The sequence below is a fragment of the Gammaproteobacteria bacterium genome, from assembly GCA_034522055.1.
Classification (GTDB): Bacteria; Pseudomonadota; Gammaproteobacteria; order JAABTG01; family JAABTG01; genus JAABTG01.
Genome location: JAXHLS010000002.1, coordinates 3307032 through 3329507, shown reverse-complemented (window position 1 = coordinate 3329507; position 22476 = coordinate 3307032). Strand labels below are relative to the sequence as shown.

Here is a 22476-nt window from a genome sequence, read left to right as displayed (position 1 = left end):
GGGCTGTCGGGCTGAAGCCCGACCTACAGCCCGACCTACAAACACCCCCCCACCGCACGTTCCCGGGGCACGGATGTGGGTCGGGATTCATCCCGACATCCGGCCCCGCCGTATGCGCTCGGGGCCAGGCCGGAATCCCCGCCCGCGGGCTGTCGGGCTGAAGCCCGACCTACAGCCCGACCTACAAACACCCCCCCCACCGTCCGTTGCCGGGGCACGGATGTGGGTCGGGATTCATCCCGACATCCGGCCCTGCCGTGTGCGCCCCGCGCCGGGTGGAATCCCCGCCGGCGGGCTGTCGGGCTGAAGCCCGACCTACAGTCCGACAGCCCGACCTACAATCCGACAGCCCGACCGGCCACCCGACCGACCGCCCGATCTTGTCCTTTTTCGCGTTATTTCGCGTCTTTCGTGGTGACGCCTTTTTCTCCCTTTTCGCGTCTTTCGCGGTTACGCTTTTTAGTATTTGGGATGGAACCCACCATACACCGGATCATGGGGACCGCTTGTGCTGCTCCTGGCGCAGCCGCTCGCGCTCGTAGAGCTTGTGGTACTCGCCGGTGACCTGGGCCAGCTCCGCCTCGAGACGCGCGTTCTCCTCTTTCAACTCGCGGTAGCGGGCGCCCATGTTGTTGATCTCGTTCCGCAGCTTCACCAGCAGCTCGTCCCGGCCGCTGGAGCGCGGATTGACGACGTCGGCGACAAGGGCCAGGTAACCCGCCACGAGGCCGTGGATATCCTCGTCCAGGTGTTCCAGGGCCTGGCTGTCGTCGCCGGTAAGGGCGTTGAGGATGCGTGCGAATACGGTGTTCTCCCGGCGCATGAGGTCGTCGAGCCCCTCTTTCACCAGGTCCTCATTGAGGACGCTGATCTGCTGCAACAGCTCACGCCGCCGCTGCTCCCGCTGGGGGCGGTCGTCCTTCAAACGGTTGATGAGGGTACGAGCGGAGCGGCGGTGGGCACGGTAGCGGCGGGAGAACATGACGATGATCACCACCAGCAGCCCGCTGATGAGCACCCCAAGCTCGATGGCCACCAGTTGCAGGGCGATGGTGAGGTCGTCCATCAGGCCAGAGCCTCGGCGACAGCCGCGGCCCGGCGGGCGCGGGCGCGACGCCACAGCCACCACCCCAGCCCCACCAGGGGCCACAGGATGAGGTTGGCCACCCCCAGCCACACCCAGATCATGGACCAGTCCAGGGGCGGTGCCGGCGCGACCGGCGGTTCCTCCCGGGGCAGGGGTGGCAGGGGTACCGGCTCGCCGGGCACCAGACCCTCGATGGCCAGTTGGTAGTCATCGCCGTCCACCTGGCGGGCCTCCAGGCGCACCTCGATCATGCGCCCGGCCAGGGCCCGGGGCAGCACCGTGCTCCACTCCCCCGGGGTGCCGGCGGGCACGGTGACCGAGTCGAGCCGGTCGCCGTCCAGGGCACGGTAGGCGAGGCGCGCCGTGGCCAGGTCCATGAGGCCGTCGGCCAGGGTGGCCGCGAGAGTCACGGCGCCGTCCGCGCCGGCGGTCATGGTGATGGCGCCGGGTTCCTCGTGCACCCGGATCTCGTGGCGGTGCTGGCGGGCGAAGGTGCGGCCGTCCGCCACCACGGTGATCACCAGGGTCCCCTCCCCCGGCCCCACATCGACGCTCAGGGTGTAGTTGCCAGGGTCGCCTTCCGGATACATGCCCGAGGACACCTGCTCCCCCCTCTCCCGGCCCGCCGCCACCTGGAAGCTTACCAGGCCCAGGAAGGCGGGGTCCGTCACCGTGCCGTCATCGCGCAACAGCCGCGCCACCACCGGCACGGACCGCTCCTGTAGCACGTGGTTGGGCAGGGGGTCCACCGCGAGGCGCAGGTTGGTCACCACCATCACCCGGTTGTCGGGGTCCGTGGCGGCGTCGATACGCCAGCGACCCGCCGGGGGATCGTTGATGGTCACCAGATCGTAGGCCTGTTCCACCTCCCAGCGCACGTTGTCGGGGAGGGGATTCCTGCTGGAGAGCAGGCTGCCGTCGGGCCGCACGATCTGGCTGGCCATGGCGCCGGGGGGGCGGAATACCAGCAGGGTCATGTCGCTGACGGTGTCGTCCACGGTGAAGCGGTTGCCTTCGTCGAGGGGCACGGTATCCGGCGGCGCGGTCTTCTCGAACAGGCGCAGGAACACTCGGTTGAGCTGTTCCGCCGCATCCACCTGCTCCGACCAGCCGCCGGTGCCCCGGGCCAGGGCCTCCAGCAGTTCCGCGTCGGCGTTGGCGGACAGGGCGATGGTATGGACCGTGGCCCCCTTCTCTTCGAGGGCGGCCAGCACCTCGGTGCGGATGCGCTCCCGCGAGGCCGCGCTGGTCTCCTCGCTGCCGCCGACGTCCACCATGCCGTCGGTGAGGAGGATGACGTAACGGCCCCCGGTGCTCTCGGTGGCAGACCAGTCGGCCGTGGCGACCCCCAGGACCTGTTCGATGTCGGTGTAGAGTTCGTCCGAGCGGATACGCTGCGCGGCGCGGCGGGCCCGCTCCTTCCAGGCCGCCCCGGTGGCGGCCACGGGCACCGCCTCCTGCACATGCTCCCCGAAAGTCCAGATGCCGGCGCGGGCGTCGTCGGGCAGCAGCCCCACCAGCAGGCGCAGCGCCGGGGCCCTGAGGTTGTGGGGGTCGTTTTTCCTCATGCTGCCGGAGACATCCACCAGTACCCGCAGGTCCACCGGCCCCTGTTGCGCCACCACGGGCCGTGGCGCCAGCAGCCAGATCAGGGCGAGCCAGACGATAAGCGCCGGAGAAACCGGCAATGACCATTTGCTGCCGAGCACGTCGATTGCCACCCCTGATCCCATGCCGCGTCCACCGCAAAACGGCACGACGCCTTTCATTCCTATTCGGTCGAAGGCGGGAGTTCTTGAGGAGAGACCCAGCCTGCGTGACGCTCAGCGGCGATCCATTTCGGGGGTCCAGGAGGGGATATCGGACTCGTCGGCGTTGACCAGGGCGCTGGTCTCCCGCAGGCGCACCGCCAGGATGGCGGCCAGGGACTGATAGAAGCGGCCGTAGATGCTGGGATAGTTCTTGAGCAGGGGCTTCATGAGCATGTGGTCGATGACGTAGCATTCCACGAAGTCGTCGGCGACGATGTTGGCGCTGGCGGGGGAGCCGTCGATGAAGGACATCTCGCCGAAGATCTCGCTGGGCCCGAGGCGGGCCAGCTCCAGGGGGAAGCCCATGCTGCCCTTTTCCACCCGCACCTCGCCATGGCGAATGACGTAGATGGCGCTGTGGCGGTCACCCTCGCGGACGATCACCGACTCCGGTGAGAAACGCGAGGTCCCCCCTTTCTGAAGCAGGGCGATCTCCTCTTTCTCGGTCAAGTACTGGAAAATCCGCTCCACGAACCGGTGTCCTCGCTGGTTTGATGGGGGCGGGCGCCCCGGTTTGGCCATCCGGAAGCCATCAATAACCGCTAACTCTCATGGCGATACGCGCCGCCCAAGATGATGAAGGAGGAGCGCGTATCGCCATGTTCGTTCCCTCACCCCATCCCTCTCCCAGTGTGAGAGGGGGAGATCGTGCTTCGCGACTTTCACGTTAACATAGTCTAGCGCTTCCCATCGGGCCATACGACAGGGGGGAGCCTGCGGCAATTTTGAATTTTGAATGAGGGGGGCGTGTAGCGTGGACAATACGTAGGGTGGGCCAGGCGCGGTGGACGGTTATGGTGGGGAAAAGGGAAATGGGAACAGGATAGTGAATGGTGAATAGTTTCGCCGGCGTCCCGGGCGGGGTGACGGCTGGCACCTCGTCATCCTGGCTCTCCCCCGTCATCCTGGCGAACGCCAGGATCCAGGGCCGCCGCACCCGCGCAGGCCAGGGGCACCGGCCCGGCCGCCACGCCGCCGCCCTGGATGCCGGGGCAAGCCCGGCATGACGAGGCGTGGAGCCACTGCCTTCCTTCCACCCTGCATGCCTTCCCGCCACTCCTTTTTCGCGTTATTTCGGGTCTTTCGTGGTTACGCCTTTAGCTGTTTGGCCGCCGGGTCAAGCCTGGCATGACGAACCCCATCATGACCATAACTGGCGCCATGGCTCTGGCGGATAGCCGTTGGTGTCCGCAAGCCCACCCCAACAGTCCTTTCCAGAATTTCGAGTTATTTCGTTTCCGTCGTGGTTACCCGCTTTACTTTTCGCGTATTTCGCGTCTTTCGTAGTTTCTTTCTTTGTCTGGTTGCGGTGCCAGGAGCATCGTCCCGGTGCCTCAGCCGGGGCGATGGGGCGCGGCCAGGTAGGTGTGGCTGGCCATCTCCAGCAGGCGGCTGGCGGTGCGTTCGAACTCCTTCCGCTGGTGGCGCCCGCGGTAAAGCTCGGCGGGGGGCGCGGCGGCCCATACCACCAGCTTGACGCCATGGTCATAGAAGGTGTCTACCAGATGGATGAAGCGTTTGGCCGCGGCGTCCAGGCGGGGCTCCAGCACCGGCACGCCGGACAGGAACACCGTGGGGAAGGTGGCCGCCAGCTCCAGGTAGTCGCTGGCGGCCCGCGGGGTCTCGCACAGCTCGCCGAAGGTGAACCAGGCGGCGTCGGCGGCCAGGGCGCGGGTGTTGATGCGCCGGCCGTTGACGGCGAGGGCGGCATGTTCCGTCACCGCCGTGCGCGCCAGGGCGGCGAAGCGCGTCGCCACCGCGTTCCCCTCCTCCCCCGCCACATGGTAGGTGCCCGCCGCCGCCAGCAACTCCTCGCGGTAGTCCACCTCGCCCCCCAGCTCCACCACCTCCATATGGGCCTCGATGAGGGCGATGGCGGGCAGGAAGCGCTGGCGCTGCAGGCCGTTGCGGTAGAGGTCCCGCGGAGCGGCGTTGGAGGTGGTCACCAGGGTGACCCCATGGCGGAACAGGGCCGCCAGCAGGCCGCCCAGCAGCATGGCATCGCCGATGTCATGGACATGGAACTCGTCCAGGCACACCACCCGCACCTCGCTGGCGATCTCCCGGGCGACGACCACCAGGGGGTCGGGGTTACGGGGCAGGGCTGCCAGTCGCTGGTGGACCTCGCCCATGAAGCGATGGAAATGCACGCGCCGCCTGGCGGCGAAGGGCAGGGCCTCGTACAGGCAATCCATGAGATAGGTCTTGCCGCGCCCCACCCCGCCCCACAGGTAGAGGCCCTTCACCGGTGGCGGTCGCCGCCCCCGCAGGCGCTGCCACAAGGCCGGACGCGCCGGCGGCGCCATCAACTCCTCGTAGACCCGCTGGGTATGGGCGACGGCAGCCGCCTGGGCGGGATCATGGACGAAATCCGCGCGGGCCGTGTCGGCCTTGAAGCGCTCCCGGGGGGACAAGGGCGTCTCGAAGGGTGGCCGGTGCATGCCAGGACGCGGGGGAAGGGGGCTCGCCATACCGGATTGTAGGGGCGAGGCGCCGCGAAGATCATCCGCCGACCGAATCCCCCGGACGGGGATGTGCCGGCGCATGCCGGATCACCGGCGAGGCAGTGTAGCGTGGCGCCGGCCGGGGTGCGGCCGGCGGCAGGCAGCCCCCCATCCCGCCACGGCCAGGGAGTCCCGGAAAGGACGCCGGATTACCGGACCACCGCCGTCACCGTCACCGTCACCGTCACCGTAAAGAATACGCTGTGGGCGCTTGGCCTCGGCGGGTAAAAGAGCCCATGATCCCCCACCACGCCCCGCGGCACCGCCCCCGAATTCGCCATGGAATCCACCGCCATCCTCGTGCTGTATCCCCACTACCACCCGGTGGAGGCAGGGGAGGCCGCCACCCTCGTGGACCTGCTGGCCACCATGGGGCTCATCGGCGATGCCGTGCCGATGGAGGGACATACCCACTACGCCACCGGCGACGAGTTGCTCAACCTGGTGACCTTCCTGGGGTGCGCACCCCATGTGATGCTGGAGCCGCCTCCCGCGCCGGGCCCCATGGACTTCGTCAACGTGGGCCTCACCGGCCCCCTGAGCGCCCCGCGGCTGCGCCGCGGGCGCAACACCATCACCCCGCCCTGCCCCACCTGCGGGGCCCGCGAGCACCGTTGGGAGGCCCTGCCGGGAGACGGCGGGCCCGAGCTGCGCTGCAACGCCTGTGGCACCGTCACCGCCGCCGTGTCACTGAACTGGCGCAAGACGGCGGCGGTGGCCAACTGCTTCATCGACATCTGGGGCGTCTACCCGGCCGAGGCCGTGCCCAATCCCGCCCTTATGGAGCGCCTCGCCGCCTTCTCCGGCGGGCCGTGGCGTCACGCCTACCTGCTGGATGAGCTCGTAGGTTGGGGTGAGGAACGAATCCCAACGTGACCATGAATCTGGCGAGTACCCGTTGGGGTTCGCAGGCTCACCCCAACCTACGATCTGGGGAAATGGGGACAGGATAGTGAATGGTGAATGGTGAATAGTTTAGGCGGCGACGCGGCGGGGTGGCGGCTGGCACCTCGTCATTGCGGCGAACGCCGCACAAAAGCGAAGCGTTGAACGCCCGCAGGGCGGCCCGAAGGGCGAGCGCAGCGAGTAATCCAGGGCCGTCGCACCCGTGCAGGCCAGAGGCACCGCCCCGGCCGCCACGCCGCCGCCCTGGATGCCGGGGCAAGTCCGGCATGACGAGGAGTGGAGCCACTGCCTTCCTTCCACCCTGCACACCTTCCCGCCACTCTTTTTTCGCGTTATTTCGCGTCTTTCGTGGTTACGCCTTTCGCTGTTTGACCGCTGGGGCAAGCCCGGCATGGCGAGGCGTGAAGCCACTGCCTTACTTCCATCCTGCACGCCTTCCCGCCACTCCTTTTTCGCGTTATTTCGCGTCTTTCGTGGTTACGCCTTTCGCTGTTTGACCGCCGGGTCGAGCCCGGCATGGCGAGGCGTGGAGCCACTGCCTTACTTCCATCCTGCACGCCTTCCCGCCACTCCTTTTTCGCGTTATTTCGCGTCTTTCGTGGTTACCCGCTTTACTTTTCGGGTGGGGGAACTGGCAATGCCGGGGCCAAAACTTTAAAGTTTCAGCCATGTTCAAAACAGACTGCAGGTATACCATGGATCTCCTCTTCATCACGCCGCGCCGCACGCCCTTGGGCATCACCCTCCTCACCGTCCTCGCCCTTGGCCTCGGGGCACTCCCGGCATGGGCCCAGGAGGACGAGACCAACGTGGAGACCTCCGAAGAGACCCATGCCGACTGGCGGGTGCGCTGCGAGAAGCCCGAGGATGGCAGCGCGCCGGAGCGCTGCTTCATGTTCCAGAACCTGGTGATGCGGGACAGCCAGCGCCAGTTGCTCAACTTCGCCGTCGCCTTCCCCAACGAGGACGCCGACACCCCCACGGCGGTGGTGATGGTACCCCTGGGGGTGTCCCTGCCGGCCGGCCTGGGTCTGGCGGTGACGGAGGACACCGAGCCCACCCGGGTGGCCTTCCAGCACTGCATCACCATCGGCTGCCGCGCCGTGATCCCCCTGGACGACGGCCAGGTGGCTGCCCTGAAGGCGGGCACCGAGGCCACCGTATCCTTCTCCGACGGCACCGGCCGCGCCGTCAACGTCCCCGTGTCCCTGTCCGGTTTCACCGCCGCGTTCAATTCCCTGGAGGCCAAACGCTAGGCGAAGTTGTCCTGGCATGCCCTGCCCGCGGCCTTCGCGCGGGAGGCGGAGGGTTACGATGACGGCTTCACCGCCGCCGTGGTGCGCCAGTACCGCGGTCCCATCGCCATCACGGCCGTGGCGCGGGGCGAGGGCTGATCACCCGCGCGTAGAGTTCCAGCATGCGTTCCGCCAGGGCCCCCGCGGACCACTGCCGGGCGTGCTCCTTGGCCTCTTGCGCCAGGCGCGCGGCGAGGCCGGGGTCGGCCAGCAGGCGCTCCACCGCGGCGCTGAAGTCCGCCACGTCGTCCGCGGGCACCAGGGCGCCGCGTCCCGCGGCCAGGATGTCCCGGGTCCCCATGACGGCGGTGGAGACCACCGGCAGGCCGAGGGCCATGGCCTCCAGCAGCACCAGCCCCTGGGTCTCGGTGCGGGAGGCGAAGACGAAGGCGTCGGCCGCGCAATAGCACTCCGGCAGCTCGCGCTCGCGCTCCAGGTAACCCACGAAACGCACGTTTGCACCGATGCCGAGGGCATCCACCCGGCCTCGCAGGTGGCCCTCCGCCGGCCCCTCCCCGGCGATGACCAGCAGCACGTCGGGACGCCGCCGGCGCAAAGTGGCCACCACCTCCAGCAGGAAGTCGATGTTCTTCTCATGGGCCACCCGGCCGATGAACACCAGCACTTTGCGCTCACCGGGGATGCCGTGGCGGGCCCGGAAGGCGGTGCCGTCGCAGCGGCCGAAGCGTTCGGCCGGGATCCCCGTCGGCAGCACCTCGGCGGGGGTCACCACGCCGTAGGCCCGCAGATGCTCCAGCATGGCGGTGGAGGGCACGGCGATGGCATCCATGGCATTGCACTGCCACCTGGAGAAACGCCGTGCCGCCAGGCGCAGGGCGGTCCTGGGCACCAGGGGGGCGTAGTGGAACAGGTACTCCTCGAAGAAGGTGTGATAGCTCTCGACCCGGGGCAGGCCGAGGCGGCGGGCCATGGCGAGCCCCGCGTAGTGGGCCACGAAGGGGGTCTGGATGTGCACCAGGTCGAAGCGCCGTGCCGCCAGGGTGGCGGTGAGCCGACGCATGGAACGGCCTCGCATCAGGCGGTCCTCGGGGTCCAGCACCACGCGGCGGGCGGGGATGCGCAGGATGTCGGCGTCGTCCCCCCAGGCGTGGCCATAGTCCGGGACCACCAGCACCACCTCGTGGCCACGAGCCAGGAACTCTTCACGGAAGGTCTGGATGGAGGTGGAGACGCCGTTGATGCGGGGGAAATAGACGTCCGAGAACATCAATATCCGCAAGCCGGGCCCCCTCGCCCGCGGGCCGCTCCGCGGGGACTACGCTGCCGCGACATCCGGCGTCAGATCACCAGGAAACTGGCGCTGGCCAGCAAGGCCCCCACCAGGGCACCGGCCACCACGTCGGTGGGATAATGCAGGCCCAGGATCACGCGGGACAGCATCACCAGGGCCACGAAGGGCGTGAGTAGCCAGGTGAGCCCGGGATAGTAGGCGGTGGCCACGGTGGTGAAGGCCACGGCGTGCAGGGTGTGCCCCGAGGGGAAGCTGTAGCGATCGAGGGGGGCGGTGCCGAGGGCGACGCCGGCATGGGTGATGAACGGCCGTTCCCGCACCATGCGGATTTTCAGAAGCTTGTAGAGCAGGACCCCCGCCACGCCCACCGCCACCATGTGGAGAACCGCGCCGAGGGCGGCGGGCCCATGGAGCAGGAGCAGGGACACCATCAGGGCATACCAGAACAGCCCGTCCCCGAGACGGCTGACGCGGGCGAACAGACGCCGCAGGCGCGGCCGCGCGGAGACGCGGTTGAGGCGCAGGCACATCCCCAGCTCCGCCTCGTCGAAGTGCCGGAACAAACCACCCGCCTTGGTGTACATGCCATTGCCCCCATGATTATGGAGACAAGTATGGGCAGGCCAAGTGACGGCTGGTTGACAGGGGGGTTAAGGGATCATGACAGGACGCCCCGCCCTGGGACCGTGTCAGTGCTGCTCGCGGGTGGCGTGGAACTCGATATCGGGCCAGCGTTCCTGGGTGAGGTTGAGGTTCACCATGGTGGGCGCCAGGTACACCAGCTCGCCGCCGTGGTCCAGGGCCAGGTGGGCGCTGGCCTTGGAGCGGAACTCGGCCAGTTTGGCCTTGCTGGTGGCGCTCACCCAGCGCGCGGTGGCCACGTTCACGGCCTCGAATACGGCCTCCACGCGGTACTCGTCCCGCAGCCGCGCCGCCACCACGTCGAACTGCAGCACGCCCACCGCCCCCAGGATGACGTCGTTGCTGTCCAGGGGGCGGAAGACCTGGGTGGCCCCCTCCTCGCACAGCTCGCCCAACCCCTTCTGCAGGGCCTTCATCTTCAGGGGGTCGCGGAGCTGGGCGCGACGGAACAGCTCCGGCGCGAAGTTGGGGATGCCGGTGAACTGCAGGTCCTCGCCCTCGCTGAAGGTGTCGCCGATACGGATGGTGCCGTGGTTGTGCAGGCCGATGATGTCCCCGGCACAGGCGTCCTCGGCATGGGAACGGTCGGCGGCCATGAAGGTGAGGGCGTCCGACACCCGGGCACCCTTGTTGATGCGCACGTGATGCATCTTCATGCCGCGGCGGTAGACCCCGGAGCACACCCGCAGGAAGGCGATGCGGTCGCGGTGGGCCGGGTCCATATTGGCCTGGATCTTGAAAACGAAGCCCGAGAACTGCTCCTCGTCCGGCGCCACCTCACGGCCGGCGGTGGGATGAGGCAGGGGCTCCGGGGCGTGCTCGACGAAGCTGTCCATGAGGTGGGTGATACCGAAGTTGTTGAGTGCGGTGCCGAAGAACACCGGCGTCAGGCGACCCTCGCGATACGCCGTCTCATCGAAGGCATGACTCGCCCCGCGCACCAGCTCGATCTCCTCCCGCAGGCCGTCGGCATCGCCCCCCAGCAGGTCGTCCAGCAGGGGACTGTCCAGGCCCTCGATGACGCGCCCGTCGGCGCTCTGGGTGGCCTTGTTGGGCTGGTACAGGGTCACGGTGTCGTCATAGAGATGGTAGAGCCCCTTGAGACCCTTGCCCATGCCCACCGGCCAGGTGATGGGGGCGCAGGGGATCTTGAGCACATCCTCCACCTCGTCCATGAGTTCCACGGGCTCCCGGCCCTCGCGGTCCAGCTTGTTGATGAGGGTGTAGATGGGGGTGTCCCGCAGCCGGCACACTTCCATGAGCTTGATGGTGCGCTCCTCCACGCCCTTCGCCACGTCGATGACCATGAGGGCGGAGTCCACCGCCGTCAGGGTGCGGTAGGTGTCCTCGGAAAAGTCGGCGTGGCCCGGGGTGTCCAGCAGGTTCACCACCCGGCCCTGGTAGGGAAACTGCATCACCGAGGAGGTGACGGAGATGCCGCGCTCCTTTTCCATCGCCATCCAGTCGGAGGTGGCGTGGCGCGCCGACTTGCGGGCCTTGACCGTGCCCGCGAGCTGGATGGCGCCGCCGTAAAGCAGCAGCTTCTCCGTCAGGGTGGTCTTGCCGGCATCGGGGTGGGAGATGATGGCGAAGGTGCGACGCCGGGAGATTTCCTCGATGAGTGAGGGCATGGATGGGTGGATCGCCTGTGCCTGGGGATGTGGAAAAAGCCCGTAATTATAACAGGCGTTTCCGCGAAACCCACGCTTCGGTGTTTTGTCTTTGCAGGTCGGACTGTCGGGCTGTAGGTCGGGCTTCAGCCCGACAGCCCGCCGGCGAGGATTCCGACCCGGCCCCGGGCGCATGGGGCGGGGTTGGATGTCGGGATGAATCCCGACCTACATTCGTGCCGACGGACCTGGGGGTGGGGGGGGGTGTTTGTAGGTCGGGCTTCAGCCCGACAGCCCGCCGGTGGGGATTCCGGCCCGGCGCGGGAGCATATGGCGCGGCTGGATGTCGGGATGAATCCCGACCTACATTCGTGGCAAAGGAACAGGGGTGGGGGGGGCGTTTGTAGGTCGGGCTTCAGCCCGACAGCCCGCCGGCGGGGATTCCGGTCCGGCCCTGGGGGCATGGGGCGGGGTTGGATGTCGGGATGAATCCCGACCTACATTCGTGCCTCGGGAACGTGCGGTGGCGGTGTATCCGGCCGGGATGTTGGGATGAATCCCGACCTACATTCGTGCCGAAGGAACAGGGGGTGGGGGGGGGTGTTTGTAGGTCGGGCTTCAGCCCGACAGCCCGCCGGCGGAGATTCCGGTACGGCCCTGGGGGCTTTTGGCGCGGCTGGATGTCGGGATTAATCCCGACCTACATTCGTGCCTCGGGAACGTGCGGTGGGGGTGTATCCGGCCGGGATGTCGGGATTAATCCCGACCTACATTCGTAGCCCGGGAACGTGCGGTGGCGGTGTATCCGGCCGGGATGTCGGGATGAATCCCGACCTACATTCGTGCCGAAGGAACAGGGGGTGGGGGGGGTGTTTGTAGGTCGGGCTTCAGCCCGACAGCCCGCCGGCGGGGATTCCGGCCCGGCCCTGGGGGCTTTTGGCGCGGCTGGATGTCCGGGATTAATCCCGACCTACATTCGTGCCCCGGGCATAGGCGATTGTCTTGAACCTGTCGGGGCCCGGCATGACGAGGAATCGGGCCTCTGCGTTCGCCCCCCACGCACGCCTTCCCCGCCATGTCCTTTTTCGTGTTATTTCACGTCTTTCGTGGTTGTCATTTTCAGTATCCTTTTTCGCGTTATTTCGCGTCTTTCGTGGTTGCTTTTTTTCAATAGCGGTGACTACAGGGTGAACCCGCCGTCCTCGAACAGGGCCACGCAGGCGTCCACCACGTCGGCATCGAAGGCCACACCGCGTCCTGCCCGCACTTCGTCCAGGGCCTGTTCCAGGCCCAGGGCGGGGCGGTAGGGGCGATGGTTGGTCATGGCCTCCACCACGTCGGCCACGGCGATGATGCGTGCCTCGAGGATGATGTCATCGCCTTCGAGGCCCTTGGGATAGCCCGTGCCGTCCAGGCGTTCGTGGTGCTGCAGGGCCATCTCCGCCACCGGCCACGGGAAGTCGATGTCCCGGATGATGAGATGGCCGGCGGTGGTGTGGTTCTTGATGAGGGCGAACTCTTCCGGGGGCAGGCGCCCCGGGCGGCTGAGGATCTCGGCGGGGATGTAGATCTTGCCGATGTCGTGGATGCGGCCGCCGAAATCGAGGCCGTTGAGAATACTGCCGGACAGGCCCATGGCCCCGCCGATGGCTACCGCCAGGCGCGCCACCCGCATCTGGTGGCCGGCGGTGTAGGGGTCCCGCATCTCCATGGCCTGGGAGATGGCGCTCACCGTGGACTCCATGGCCTGGAACAACTGGGCCTCGTGCTGGCGGCGCTCGGTGATATCCGTGAGGATATGGATGGAGAATCGGTAATGCCCCTCGCCGTCGCGAATGGTACCGGCCCGGGAGGTGAAGATGCGGCCGTCCGGCAGCGCCAGCTCCTCTTCCGTCTCCCGTTGGTCCTTGTCGTCGAAGGCCTGGACGCAGCCGGGAGAGGGCCCCGAAAGGCGCGGGAACAGCTCCCAGTAGGGGTGGCCGGGCACCTCGGCCACGGACAACCCGGCCTCCTCGGCATAGGCCCGGTTGGCGCGCAGCACCCAGCCCTCGGCATCGTGGAGAAAGATGGGGTCCCGCAGGGCGTCGAAGGCCGCCAGCCATTCGCGGTGGGCCTGCTCGATCTCGCGCCGGTTCTCCCGCAACTGGTACTCGGCCTCGAGGCGCTCGCTGATGTCCCGCGCCACCACCAGCAGCAAGTGCTCATGGGGGGCGGGCATGGGGGTCACCCCCAGTTCCACCGGCAGCCGGCTGCCGTCGGCCCGCACCAGCGTGCACTCGGCGACGGCGGCCCCGTCACCGCCCCCCCCCTCGGCCAGGCAATCGGGGCCGATGCCCAGGGCGGCGGCGTCCATGCCCACCAGAGCCCCGGCCTCGTAGCCCAGGGCCCGCAGCGCCCCCTGGTTGCAGTCGGTGACGGTGCCGCCGACGCGGTCGATGGTGAGGATGCCGTCGGCGCTGTGGTCCACCATGGCGCGAAACTGGGTGAGTTCGGCCAGCAGCCGGTACTGTTCGGTGACATCGGCGAAGATGCACTGGGTGACCCGGGCCCGGCTCACGGGATCCGTGACGAAGGAGCAGTCGGCCAGGGTGTTCAGCACGGTGCCGTCACGGCGCACCAGGTCCAGGCGCACCCGGTGCAGCTTGCCGGTGGCGCGGGCCTCATGGAGCCGGGCCTCGAACTCGGCGCGGCTGGCCGCGGTCTGGAAGTCGCCGTAATAGCGCCCCACCACCTCGGACTTTTCGTCATGGCCGATGGTGGCGAGCCAGGCCTGGTTGACGTCCAGGATGACGCCTTCCTCGTCCATGGACAGATAGGGCAGCGGGGCGTGCTCGAACATCTCGTGATAACGCTGCTCGCTGGCCGCCAGGGCCGCCTCGGCACGGTGCTGGGCGCTGATATCGACGACGGCGATGCGCAACGCCTCGGCCGCGCCGGGTGCAGGCGCGGTGATCAGCCGCACCCGGCGCCCGGGCGCTTCGGCGCCCACCACCGTCACCTCGCACTGGGCGCCGGTCTCGTCCCCACAGGCGGCCTTCAGGTGGAGGTGGAGGGTGTCCTGGGAGTCCGGGCTGCACCAGCGCGCCAACTCGCTGCCGGCGAGGCGGCGGGGTGCCGCCCCGAGCAGGTCCGCCATGGTGCCGTTGGCCTCGATGAGGCGGCCCTCACGATCCACGAGGAGATAGCCGATGGGCGCCTGGTCGAAGAGGTCCTGGTAGCGCTCGCGGATGTCATCCAGGTCATTCTGGGTGCGCCGCAGCTCGTCGTTCTGCAGCTCCAGTTCGATCTCGTGGACCTGCAGATCGTGAATCAGGCTCATGGCGTCGGCGCGGCTGGAGGCCTCCCCGGGCGGACCCCGCTCGGCGGCGCGCTGTTCCGCGAGTTCGCGCAGCCGCTCCCCCGCACCCTTATCAACTTTCATCATCATGGTCTCGCATCCTCCGGCGCCTGGTGGCCCCTCATGGCTGCCGCCAGACTGGCGGCGAGTTCCTCGAGCAGGTCCGTTTCCTCGTCGCTGAAGGCCTCGACCTCGGCACTGTAGATGGTGAGGGCCCCGAACACCTTCTTATAAAAAGTTAGCGGCAGGGCGATGGAACTCTTGAAGCCACGGACCAGGGCCGCCTCGCGCCACGGGGCGAAGGTCGGGTCCGTATCCATGGCACGCATGCGCACCGGCCGGCCGCTGCGGATGGCGGTGCCGGTGGGGCCCCGGCCGTGGGGATCATCACCCCAGGTGAAGGTGCCGTTACCGATGTCGTCCGCCGCTACGCCGGCCCGGGCGATGGGTCGCACGGCGTGGTCGTCGCCATCCGTGGCGATCCCGACCCAAGCCATGGGATATCCCCCCTGCTCCACCAGCAGCCGGCACAGGGCGGCGGCCCGGGCCGCCCCGTCATCGTCATCATCATCGTCATCGTCTTGGGCCATGCCGCGGTACCAGGCGCCGAGGACGGCGAGCATGGTGTTGGCACGACGCAGGGCGGCCTCCGCCACGGCCTGGCGTTCGGCCTCGGCACGCCGTTCGGTGACGTCCTCGTAGATGGCCACCACCTCCCCGGTGGGCAGGCGGTAGACGTAGTTCTCCACCCACTGGGTGAGCCGCGGATCGGCATACCTGGCGGCCGGCAGGTGTTCGGGCACGCCGCTGCGCCACACCCGCTGCAACACCGCCAGCAGCCCCAGCTCGGCGACCCCGGGGAAGACCTCGGTCACCGGGCGGTCCATCACCGCGCCGCGCTCCAGGCGGCTCAGGCGTTCGCTGGCGCTGTTCATGTCGCGCACCAGAAAATTCTCCCCGTCGTTCGTCGCCTCGTAGACCACCACCCCGGCGTTGAGGTTGTCCACCATCTCCCGGTAGCGGGCCTCGCTGGCGCGCAGCGCCATCTCCATGTGCATGCGCCCGGTGATGTCCTCCTTGACCGCCACGTAATGACTGATGCGCCCCGCCTCGTCGCGCACCGGCGAGATGGAGGCCGACTCCCAGAACAGCTCGCCGTTCTTCTTGCGGTCGCAGAAACGCCCGCGCCACACCTGGCCGGCGCTGATGGTGTCCCACAGCTCGCGGTAGAAGTCCGGGGGATGCTCGCCCGACTTCAGCAGCCGCGGGTTCTGTCCCAGCACCTCGTCGGCGCCGTAGCCCGTGACCTCCGTAAAAGACGGATTGACGTACTGGATCTCGGCCTCACGGTTGGTGATTATCACCGTCACCGGGCTCTGCTCCAGGGCCTCGGTGAGACGCTTGAGTTCCTCGCCCCGCTTCTGGGCGTGGATGTCCACGAAGGCCAGCACCACCCCCCTGATGACATTGCCGGTGGTGCGATAGGGGCGCAGGCGCAGCAGGTACCAGCGCCCGTCCCGACTCCTGATCTCCTTTTCGGTCGATTGCAGGGTGTCGAGGAGGGCCTGGGCATCCTCCACCAGTCGGGCATAGTCCAGCTCGCCGGCGATATGGTCGATGGGGCGGCCGATGTCCGCCTCGGCCAGGTGCAGCAGGCGCGTGGTGGCCGCCGTGAAGCGCTGCACCCGCAGATCGGTGTCCAGGAACAGGATGGCCAGCTCGGTGCTGGCCATGAGGTTGGAGAGGTCGTTGTGGGCCTGGTCCAGGGCCTCCACCTTGGTCTCCAGCTCGGTGTTGACGGTGATCAGCTCCTCGTTCACCGAACGCAGTTCCTCCTGGGAGGCCTGGAGTTCCTCGTTGGTGCTCTGCAACTCCTCGTTGGCGGACTGCAACTCCTCGTTGGCCGAGGTCAGCTCCTCGTTGGTGGACTCCAACTGCTCCACCGTGGCCTGGAGATAGCCACGGGTATCCCGCAGCTCCCGCTCCAGGGTGGCCACATACTCGCCCGTGTCGCCGGCAGTCTCGGCGGCGACCGGTTCCGGGACCGGACCGGCATCCTCCAGGAGCACCGTGAGATACCCCTTGAGGGCGGCGGGCTGGAGCACGGCGTGGAGGGTCACGTTGCACAGCCGGTCGCCGTTCTCCTGGCTCACCCGCACCCGCTCGTGGCGGATGGGCTCGCCGCTGCGCCGGGCCCCGGCGATGGCGCTGGCCAGCACCGGCCGCAGCCCCTTGCGGACGAGGCGCAACAGGTCGAGGCTGGGCTCGCCCTGGATGTGATCCAGGAACGGCCGGGTGTTGCCGTGGACATAGACGATCTCGCCCTCGGGATCGATGGTGATGCAGGCGGCGTCGAAGTGGTCCAGCAGGGTCTGCTCGGTGAGCCGGCGCACCAGTTGCTTGAGGCCGGTGGCGTCCGGCCCCCCGGCTGGCGGCGCCTGGCCGCCGCCGCCCTGGACCGGGACGATGGGCCGCGACGCATCTCCGGGGCCTGCAGCCGCAGGCGACCCCCGCGAATCGTCAGGTCGTGGTTCGGGGGGATGATATAGACATGGTCCGGGGACAGCGCCATGCCGTCCTCCACCTCGGCCACCGGCATGCGGGTATAGCGCTGCACCAGCTCCATGAGCAGGCTCTTGGCCGTGGGATCCAGGTGCTGCACCAGGACGTAAGCCATGCCGCTGTCGGGGGGCGTGTGCCTGAAGAAGCGCTCGAAGTTCTCCAAGCCGCCCGCCGAGGCGCCGAGGCCGACGACGCAGGAGGGCTCGTCCGTGGACGGCACCGGCGCCTCGCCGGACTCCGTCGCGGTGGCCGGCGGCGCGCCACCGGCAGCGGACTCGGGAGACTCGGGGGGGATCATCAACAACCTCGGGAAAGATTAACGGTGACTCAGGGCCCGTTTAAACTAACATAGTTTAAGTGGTTTTACATGGCGCCTGAGAAGCGCTGCCTCCGGTGCCGCGGAGCAACGCCAGGCCTTGCGGGTTTATATCCCAGGCGCGGCGGGCTATGCTGCTGCTTCCTCCGTCACACCAGATCTCAGTACCCGTGTCCCCCATCAAGCCCTTGGTTCTTCCCCTGTTGCTCACCATCCTTCCCGCCGGACCTGTTGATGCCGCCTGCGACGATCCGCCGGCACGGGGGGTGAAGTGGATCGGCTGCGACAAGCAGGGAGCGGATCTCGGCCGCGCCGAACTGCGCAACGGCACCTTCACCCACACCGATTTCAGCGGCGCCAACCTCGCCGGTGCGCGTCTCGGTGGCAGCGACCTCAGCTTCACCAACTTTGCGGGGGCCAACCTCGAAGGGGCGCGACTCGACGATACGCGCTTTCTCAGCGCCGATCTCGAAGAGGCCAATCTCAAGGATGCCATCCTCAACGGCGCGCAGATCCACCGCGCCGTGCTGGTGAAGGCCGACATGGAGGGGGTGCGTGCCACGGGGGCCTCCTTCTGGCAGTCGGACCTGACGGATGCGCGGCTGGGAGGCGCCGTGCTGCGCGAGGCCGACCTGCGCCAGGTCACCCTCGACTTCGCCTTCATGGAGCAGGCCGACCTCAGCCAGGCCGATCTGGAGCGGGCCTCCCTGGAGGACGTCAGGCTCAGGGGCGCCATCCTGGAGGGTGCCAACCTGAAATCCACGCGGCTCCACTACGCCGATCTGCGGGAGGCCGATCTGCGCGATGCCAGCCTGGTGGGCGCCGAACTCGTCGAGACCCGCCTGGAGGGCGCCAGGCTGGGCAGGACCCGCTGGGTCGACCGCCGCCTGTGCCAGGACGATTCGGTGGGGGAATGTCGCTAGTGCCCGCGGAACAGGACGGCAAGGCGGCGGCTAACGGCGGCGCCCGGCCCCACTGGTTCCGCGGTCTCTACATGCTGCTGTTCGTGGTCATCTACAACGTGGTGGAGGCCCTGGTGCTGCTGGTGGCCGTGTTTCAGTTCGGCCATACCCTCATCACCGGGGACACCAACCGGCACCTGCTGGACTTCGGCCGTCACCTGAGCGGCTACGTCTTCGAGATCATGCGCTACCTGACCTATGTCACCGACCGGCGCCCCTACCCTTTCAATCCCTGGCCCACGCCCCCGGATGAGACCGGCACGGCGACCTGAGCCGGCGGGGGACAGCCCCCGCGCCGGGGCGCTACACTCCACGGTAGTCCGCCACAGGTCCCGTCCATGAGCGAAGAGCGCCCCTCACGCCGCAAGGTGCCCCGCGTCCCGCGCCGGGAGCGCCTCTACGTGCGCATCCTGGAATCGGACCGGCATCCCGGCCTCAAGGGCACCACGGCCCGCTGCACCACCGCCAATGTGTCCAGCGGTGGCCTGAGACTGGCCCTGGACTACCCCGTGGAGGTGGGCACCCGGCTCGACCTGTGGGCGAAGCTGCCCGAACATCCGGGCACCTTCCTCCTCACCGGCGAAGTCCGCTGGGCGATGGCCGGGGACCTGGAGGACGAGCATATTCTCGGCATCGAACTGGTACCGGATGGCGACGCCCCCGACGCCGATCTGGCCGAGTGGCAGCACCTGCTGAGCGCCCTCGCACGCCACCCCTGAGGGATCCATTTCAGTGCACGGCGACGACCTCGTCATCATCTCCGTTACGCCGGCTTTTTAAGGTGGTTTGTGAACTCTCGAGGGCTAATCCATTAAGGATGCAAACAAAACCCCGATTGCCCACAAAGTCTGTGGATAAGGTTGTGGATGCTTTGGGGCAATGCGCCGCCAAGCCGCATTCCCACAGGGCCTTCTTCAGATTGGCGATACTTTAGCCAATCCATATATAGCCTTTAATATCAACAACTTAAGAAATCGTTAATAAACCGCCCCGACACCCTGATGAATGTTGTTTCATTTTTAATACAGCAGTCTCACGCATGTGCATAAGGTGACTGTCAAGGCCTTGACAAGGGACGGGAATCGCCCTCCGGCGATAGCGCCGCGGGCGCGGCAAGGCCCGGCGGGGCTTCGTTCATGCCACCGTCAGATAATCCACGCCGGTGCCGCCGATACCGCAATAGCCCCCGGGATTCTTGGCCAGGTATTGCTGGTGGTAATCCTCGGCATAGTAGAACTCCGGTGCCGGCAAGATCTCGGTGGTGATGGCCCCGAATCCCGCGGCGGCGAGGGCCTGCTGGTAGCGGTCACGGGAGGCCAGGGCCTCCCGCAGTTGTTCGTCGGTATAGCAGTAGATGCCCGAGCGGTACTGGGTGCCCACGTCGTTGCCCTGGCGCATACCCTGGGTGGGCTGATGAGACTCCCAGAACACCCCCAGCAGGGTCTCGTAATCCACCCGGGCGGGGTCGTGCACCACCCGCACCACCTCGTTATGCCCGGTGAGGCCGGAACAGACCTCCTCGTAGGTGGGGTTGGGGGTGAGGCCGCCGGCGTAGCCCACCGCCGTGCTGAACACGCCGGGGATCTGCCAGAATTTGCGTTCCGCACCCCAGAAGCAGCCGAGGCCGAACAGGGCCAGGGCGATGCCTTCGGGGTAGGGGGGCTCGATGGGGTTGCCGTTGACATGATGCCGGTTGGTCACCGTCATGGGCCGCTCGCGGCCCGGCAGGGCCTCTTCCGGCCCCGGCATCTCGACACGTTTCTCGCGCATGAACATGGGTTTGCTCTCCAACTTTGTTGTTGATACCGGGCACCGCCGGGATCAGTCCCGTGGGACTGTGGCGGACAGGGCCGCCACGGCCCGCTCGTGGTGACGGGCCCGCCGGGGGTCCGGGTCCTCGTCCCACGGCAGGGCGAAGATCTGTGCGATGTAGGGTGCAGGAAAGCCGTGGTAGCGGGCACCCCATAGCACGTAATCCCGGTACCAGCGGTAAGGGCGCAGACCCTCCACCACATACTGGGGACGCGCCCTGTACAGAAACACCCGGCCGTATTCGGGTATTTCGAGGGCATGGGCGGCGTAGCCCGCCCCCTCCGCCGCGTCGAGGGCCGCCCACTCCGGGGCGGCGATGGCATACACGGCGCCGTGAACCACGAGCGCGCCACCCGGTGCCGCCGCCACGTCGCACTTTGCCGAGCCATCCACGCTGCGCTTGTGCCAGCGCAAGCCCCAGCCTTCAAGGGAGGTGGTGCCCAGCAGCCGTGCCGACGGAGTGCGCTGGCGCAAGCGTTCCGGGTGCAGGTTGGAACCATAGGCCAGGTAGAGATATTCCCGGCTCATGGGGCATCTCTCGCGGGCGGCGCCAGTCGCTCCTCGAAGTGCACCAGCAGATGTCCCGCGGCCAGGGACAGCAAGGCGTAACCCGCGAAGAAGTACAGCCCGATCCCCACCGCGGCATCGGTGGTCCGGGCCTGGTTGGCGGCGAGAAAGGCCAGCAGCACGGCCACCACGAACACGTCCGTCATGGACCACCGCCCCACGTGGTGGATGGTGGCCAGCGCGAGACGCCGCCCGCCACCGTGGGCCAGCCCCAGCACCATCAGGGACAGCGCCATCTTGACCACGGGCGTCACCACGCTGAACAGGGCCAACAGCGCCGCCACGAAGAGGTTGCCGCTGTCCGCGAGCCCCGCGATCATGGACAGCACGCTCTTCACCTCGTGGCTCAACACCACCCGTCCCAGCACCGGCACATCGCCGAAGGCCGACAGGGTGAACATGGGCGCAGCCAGGCCCACGGCCAGAAACACCCCGGACACGCCGAAGCCATGGCGCAGTGCCTCCGCCAGGGTGCCGCCGCGATACCAGCGCCACAGCTTCCAGCCCAGGAAGACCACACTCAGGGTGCCCAGGGCGACGGCCCACATCCAGGCGAGACGGTCGTGGCGGGCCGCCGCCTCCGCCAGCAGGGCCATCTCCGCGGCATGGTCCGCGGCATCACCCAGATACCCGAAGCTGAGCTTGTCCAGCCACCCGTCCAGCAGTGCCCGGGCCCGCCCCTCGGAGTCCGACAGGGATGCCAACCGCCGATACACAGCCGCACCGTGGCCGGCGGCCGTCACAAGGGCCCAGGCCAAGCCGAGGGCAAGCCCGTAGTAGGCGACATCCAGCGCCACCACCCCGGCCCGCGGCATCGCCATGATCAGCCCCGCGCCCCGACCCGTTCTGGCGCCACCGTATTCCCTATTGCCTGCCGGCCCTTCATGATTCATCTTTCACTATTAGCATTGGAGCCCTTGCCATGCATCTTCTGGCCTGCCTGTTTACCCTCGTCCTCGCCGCCCCCGCCATGGCCGGCGGCGAGCCTCTCAGCTATGACCGTGTCAGCCTGTCCGCATCCGCGGAACGGGAGATCGCCAACGACATCCAGGTGGTGGTGCTGCGCGCCCAGGCCGAAGGCGACGACACCGCCGCCCTCGCCCGGGAGGTGAACCGGCGGGTGCGCCGGGCGGTGGACCGTGCCAAGGCGGTGCCCGGAGTGGAGGTCCAGACCCTCGATTACCAGACCCGGCCCGTCTACCGCCAGCAGAACCTGGTGGCGTGGCGGGTGAGCCACGCCGTGCGCCTGGAGAGCAGGGACAGCACCAGCTTGAGCGGGCTGCTGGCCGAGTTGCAGGAAGGGCTCAACCTCGTATCCCTCGACTACACCGTGTCCCCGGAGGCCCGGCAGCAGGCCGAGAAGTCCTTGATGGCCGAGGCCCTGGCCCTGTTCCGGCAACGGGCCGACGACATCGTCGACCAGTTGGAACGCCCCGGCTATCGCATCGTTCATATCGACATCAACACCTCGAGCGACGGCGGCCGCCCTCCCATGATGCGCGCCATGGCCATGGAGAGCGCCAATGCCGACAGCGCCCCGGTGCTGGAGGCGGGCAAACAGCGCCTGCAGGTGGACGTGCGGGGCACCATCGAGCTGCGCGTGGAATAGATGGCCATCGCGGCGGGCTGTCGGGCTGAAGCCCGACCTACAGCCCAACCTACAACCCGACCTACACGACACCCCAGCGCCCATTCCTTTGGCACGGATGTAGGTCGGGATTCATCCCGACAATCAAACCGGTTCCCTGGCGTTCTTGGCGTTCTTGGCCAGAGGAAATTCTTTTCTCTACACCCACGAACTCTGCTGGCGAGC

The 22476-nt window shown here is 67.8% G+C and carries 22 protein-coding genes; 9 read left to right on the top strand and 13 right to left on the bottom strand.

The genetic code is table 11. The annotated features are described in order from the left end of the window. Nucleotides 1-493: 493 nt before the first annotated feature. The 3 genes from U5S82_16110 to U5S82_16100 all read right to left on the bottom strand — a co-directional run bounded on the left by U5S82_16110 (nt 494) and on the right by U5S82_16100 (nt 3348). Complete coding sequence (locus U5S82_16110; GenBank protein ID MDZ7753135.1) at nt 494-1066, bottom strand: hypothetical protein; 573 nt, start codon at nt 1064-1066, stop codon at nt 494-496. Continuing rightward, a complete protein-coding gene (locus tag U5S82_16105) occupies nt 1066-2808 on the bottom strand; it encodes a VWA domain-containing protein (GenBank protein ID MDZ7753134.1) in 1743 nt (580 codons plus the stop codon). Before U5S82_16105 ends, U5S82_16110 begins: the two co-directional genes overlap by 1 nt. 102 nt (nt 2809-2910) lie before the next feature. Further along, a complete protein-coding gene (locus U5S82_16100; GenBank protein MDZ7753133.1) occupies nt 2911-3348 on the bottom strand; it encodes a cyclic nucleotide-binding domain-containing protein in 438 nt (145 codons plus the stop codon). Nucleotides 3349-3728: 380 nt separating this feature from the next. Here U5S82_16100 and U5S82_16095 point away from each other — a divergent pair, with 380 nt between their 5' ends. Further along, a complete protein-coding gene (locus U5S82_16095; protein MDZ7753132.1) occupies nt 3729-3905 on the top strand; it encodes a hypothetical protein in 177 nt (58 codons plus the stop codon). Nucleotides 3906-4232: 327 nt separating this feature from the next. On the opposite strand, the gene zapE is transcribed toward U5S82_16095, so the two are convergent. After that, complete coding sequence (gene zapE / locus U5S82_16090; protein ID MDZ7753131.1) at nt 4233-5339, bottom strand: cell division protein ZapE; 1107 nt, start codon at nt 5337-5339, stop codon at nt 4233-4235. Nucleotides 5340-5551: 212 nt separating this feature from the next. Next, nucleotides 5552-5683 carry a hypothetical protein gene (locus tag U5S82_16085; protein MDZ7753130.1) on the bottom strand — a complete coding sequence of 44 codons (132 nt, stop codon included), beginning with the start codon at nt 5681-5683 and terminating at the stop codon, nt 5552-5554. On the opposite strand from U5S82_16085, the gene U5S82_16080 reads away from it, so the two are divergent. The 3 genes from U5S82_16080 (at nt 5682) to U5S82_16070 (ending at nt 7702) form a co-directional block, all read left to right on the top strand. Continuing rightward, nucleotides 5682-6278 (top strand): hypothetical protein, encoded by a 597-nt coding sequence (locus U5S82_16080; protein MDZ7753129.1) that lies wholly within the window; start codon nt 5682-5684, stop codon nt 6276-6278. The two genes, U5S82_16085 and U5S82_16080, sit on opposite strands and share 2 nt — an antisense overlap. Before the next feature lie 725 nt (nt 6279-7003). Further along, on the top strand, nt 7004-7564 hold the full coding sequence (locus tag U5S82_16075; GenBank protein MDZ7753128.1) for an invasion associated locus B family protein: 561 nt from the start codon (nt 7004-7006) through the stop codon (nt 7562-7564). Between the two features lie 6 nt (nt 7565-7570). After that, entirely contained in the window at nt 7571-7702 is a 132-nt protein-coding gene (locus U5S82_16070) for a hypothetical protein (protein ID MDZ7753127.1), read from the top strand. Here the strand turns inward: U5S82_16070 and U5S82_16065 are convergent. From U5S82_16065 to U5S82_16045, 5 genes are all read right to left on the bottom strand, one after another. Further along, complete coding sequence (locus U5S82_16065; GenBank protein ID MDZ7753126.1) at nt 7674-8843, bottom strand: glycosyltransferase; 1170 nt, start codon at nt 8841-8843, stop codon at nt 7674-7676. The two genes, U5S82_16070 and U5S82_16065, sit on opposite strands and share 29 nt — an antisense overlap. A gap of 59 nt (nt 8844-8902) precedes the next feature. After that, nucleotides 8903-9439, bottom strand: a complete 537-nt coding sequence (locus U5S82_16060; protein MDZ7753125.1) for a phosphatase PAP2 family protein — start codon at nt 9437-9439, stop codon at nt 8903-8905. A 105-nt stretch (nt 9440-9544) separates the two neighbouring features. Then, nucleotides 9545-11128, bottom strand: coding sequence for a peptide chain release factor 3 (locus U5S82_16055; protein MDZ7753124.1), 1584 nt, complete (start codon nt 11126-11128; stop codon nt 9545-9547). A gap of 1159 nt (nt 11129-12287) precedes the next feature. Next, nucleotides 12288-14534, bottom strand: a complete 2247-nt coding sequence (locus tag U5S82_16050) for a PAS domain S-box protein (GenBank protein MDZ7753123.1) — start codon at nt 14532-14534, stop codon at nt 12288-12290. After that, nucleotides 14531-16837: a PAS domain S-box protein gene (locus U5S82_16045; protein MDZ7753122.1), complete on the bottom strand. Its 2307-nt coding sequence runs from the start codon at nt 16835-16837 to the stop codon at nt 14531-14533. Before U5S82_16045 ends, U5S82_16050 begins: the two co-directional genes overlap by 4 nt. Nucleotides 16838-17119: 282 nt before the next feature. Here U5S82_16045 and U5S82_16040 point away from each other — a divergent pair, with 282 nt between their 5' ends. The 4 genes from U5S82_16040 (at nt 17120) to U5S82_16025 (ending at nt 19003) form a co-directional block, all read left to right on the top strand. Beyond that, entirely contained in the window at nt 17120-17326 is a 207-nt protein-coding gene (locus tag U5S82_16040; GenBank protein ID MDZ7753121.1) for a hypothetical protein, read from the top strand. A gap of 166 nt (nt 17327-17492) precedes the next feature. Further along, nucleotides 17493-18245, top strand: a complete 753-nt coding sequence (locus U5S82_16035) for a pentapeptide repeat-containing protein (GenBank protein MDZ7753120.1) — start codon at nt 17493-17495, stop codon at nt 18243-18245. Beyond that, on the top strand, nt 18236-18556 hold the full coding sequence (locus U5S82_16030; protein ID MDZ7753119.1) for a DUF4389 domain-containing protein: 321 nt from the start codon (nt 18236-18238) through the stop codon (nt 18554-18556). The genes U5S82_16035 and U5S82_16030 overlap by 10 nt, the downstream gene beginning before the upstream one ends. A gap of 66 nt (nt 18557-18622) precedes the next feature. After that, nucleotides 18623-19003 carry a PilZ domain-containing protein gene (locus U5S82_16025; GenBank protein ID MDZ7753118.1) on the top strand — a complete coding sequence of 127 codons (381 nt, stop codon included), beginning with the start codon at nt 18623-18625 and terminating at the stop codon, nt 19001-19003. 415 nt (nt 19004-19418) lie between these two features. Here U5S82_16025 and msrA read toward each other — a convergent pair whose 3' ends face one another. The 3 genes from msrA to U5S82_16010 are packed head-to-tail and all read right to left on the bottom strand — an operon-like array spanning nt 19419 to nt 21484. After that, nucleotides 19419-20060 (bottom strand): peptide-methionine (S)-S-oxide reductase MsrA, encoded by a 642-nt coding sequence (gene msrA / locus U5S82_16020; GenBank protein ID MDZ7753117.1) that lies wholly within the window; start codon nt 20058-20060, stop codon nt 19419-19421. A 45-nt stretch (nt 20061-20105) separates the two neighbouring features. After that, on the bottom strand, nt 20106-20624 hold the full coding sequence (locus U5S82_16015) for a gamma-glutamylcyclotransferase family protein (GenBank protein MDZ7753116.1): 519 nt from the start codon (nt 20622-20624) through the stop codon (nt 20106-20108). Further along, on the bottom strand, nt 20621-21484 hold the full coding sequence (locus U5S82_16010) for a paraquat-inducible protein A (GenBank protein ID MDZ7753115.1): 864 nt from the start codon (nt 21482-21484) through the stop codon (nt 20621-20623). The genes U5S82_16015 and U5S82_16010 overlap by 4 nt, the downstream gene beginning before the upstream one ends. A 101-nt stretch (nt 21485-21585) precedes the next feature. Here U5S82_16010 and U5S82_16005 point away from each other — a divergent pair, with 101 nt between their 5' ends. Further along, a complete protein-coding gene (locus U5S82_16005) occupies nt 21586-22272 on the top strand; it encodes an SIMPL domain-containing protein (GenBank protein MDZ7753114.1) in 687 nt (228 codons plus the stop codon). The last annotated feature ends 204 nt before the right edge of the window (nt 22273-22476 follow it).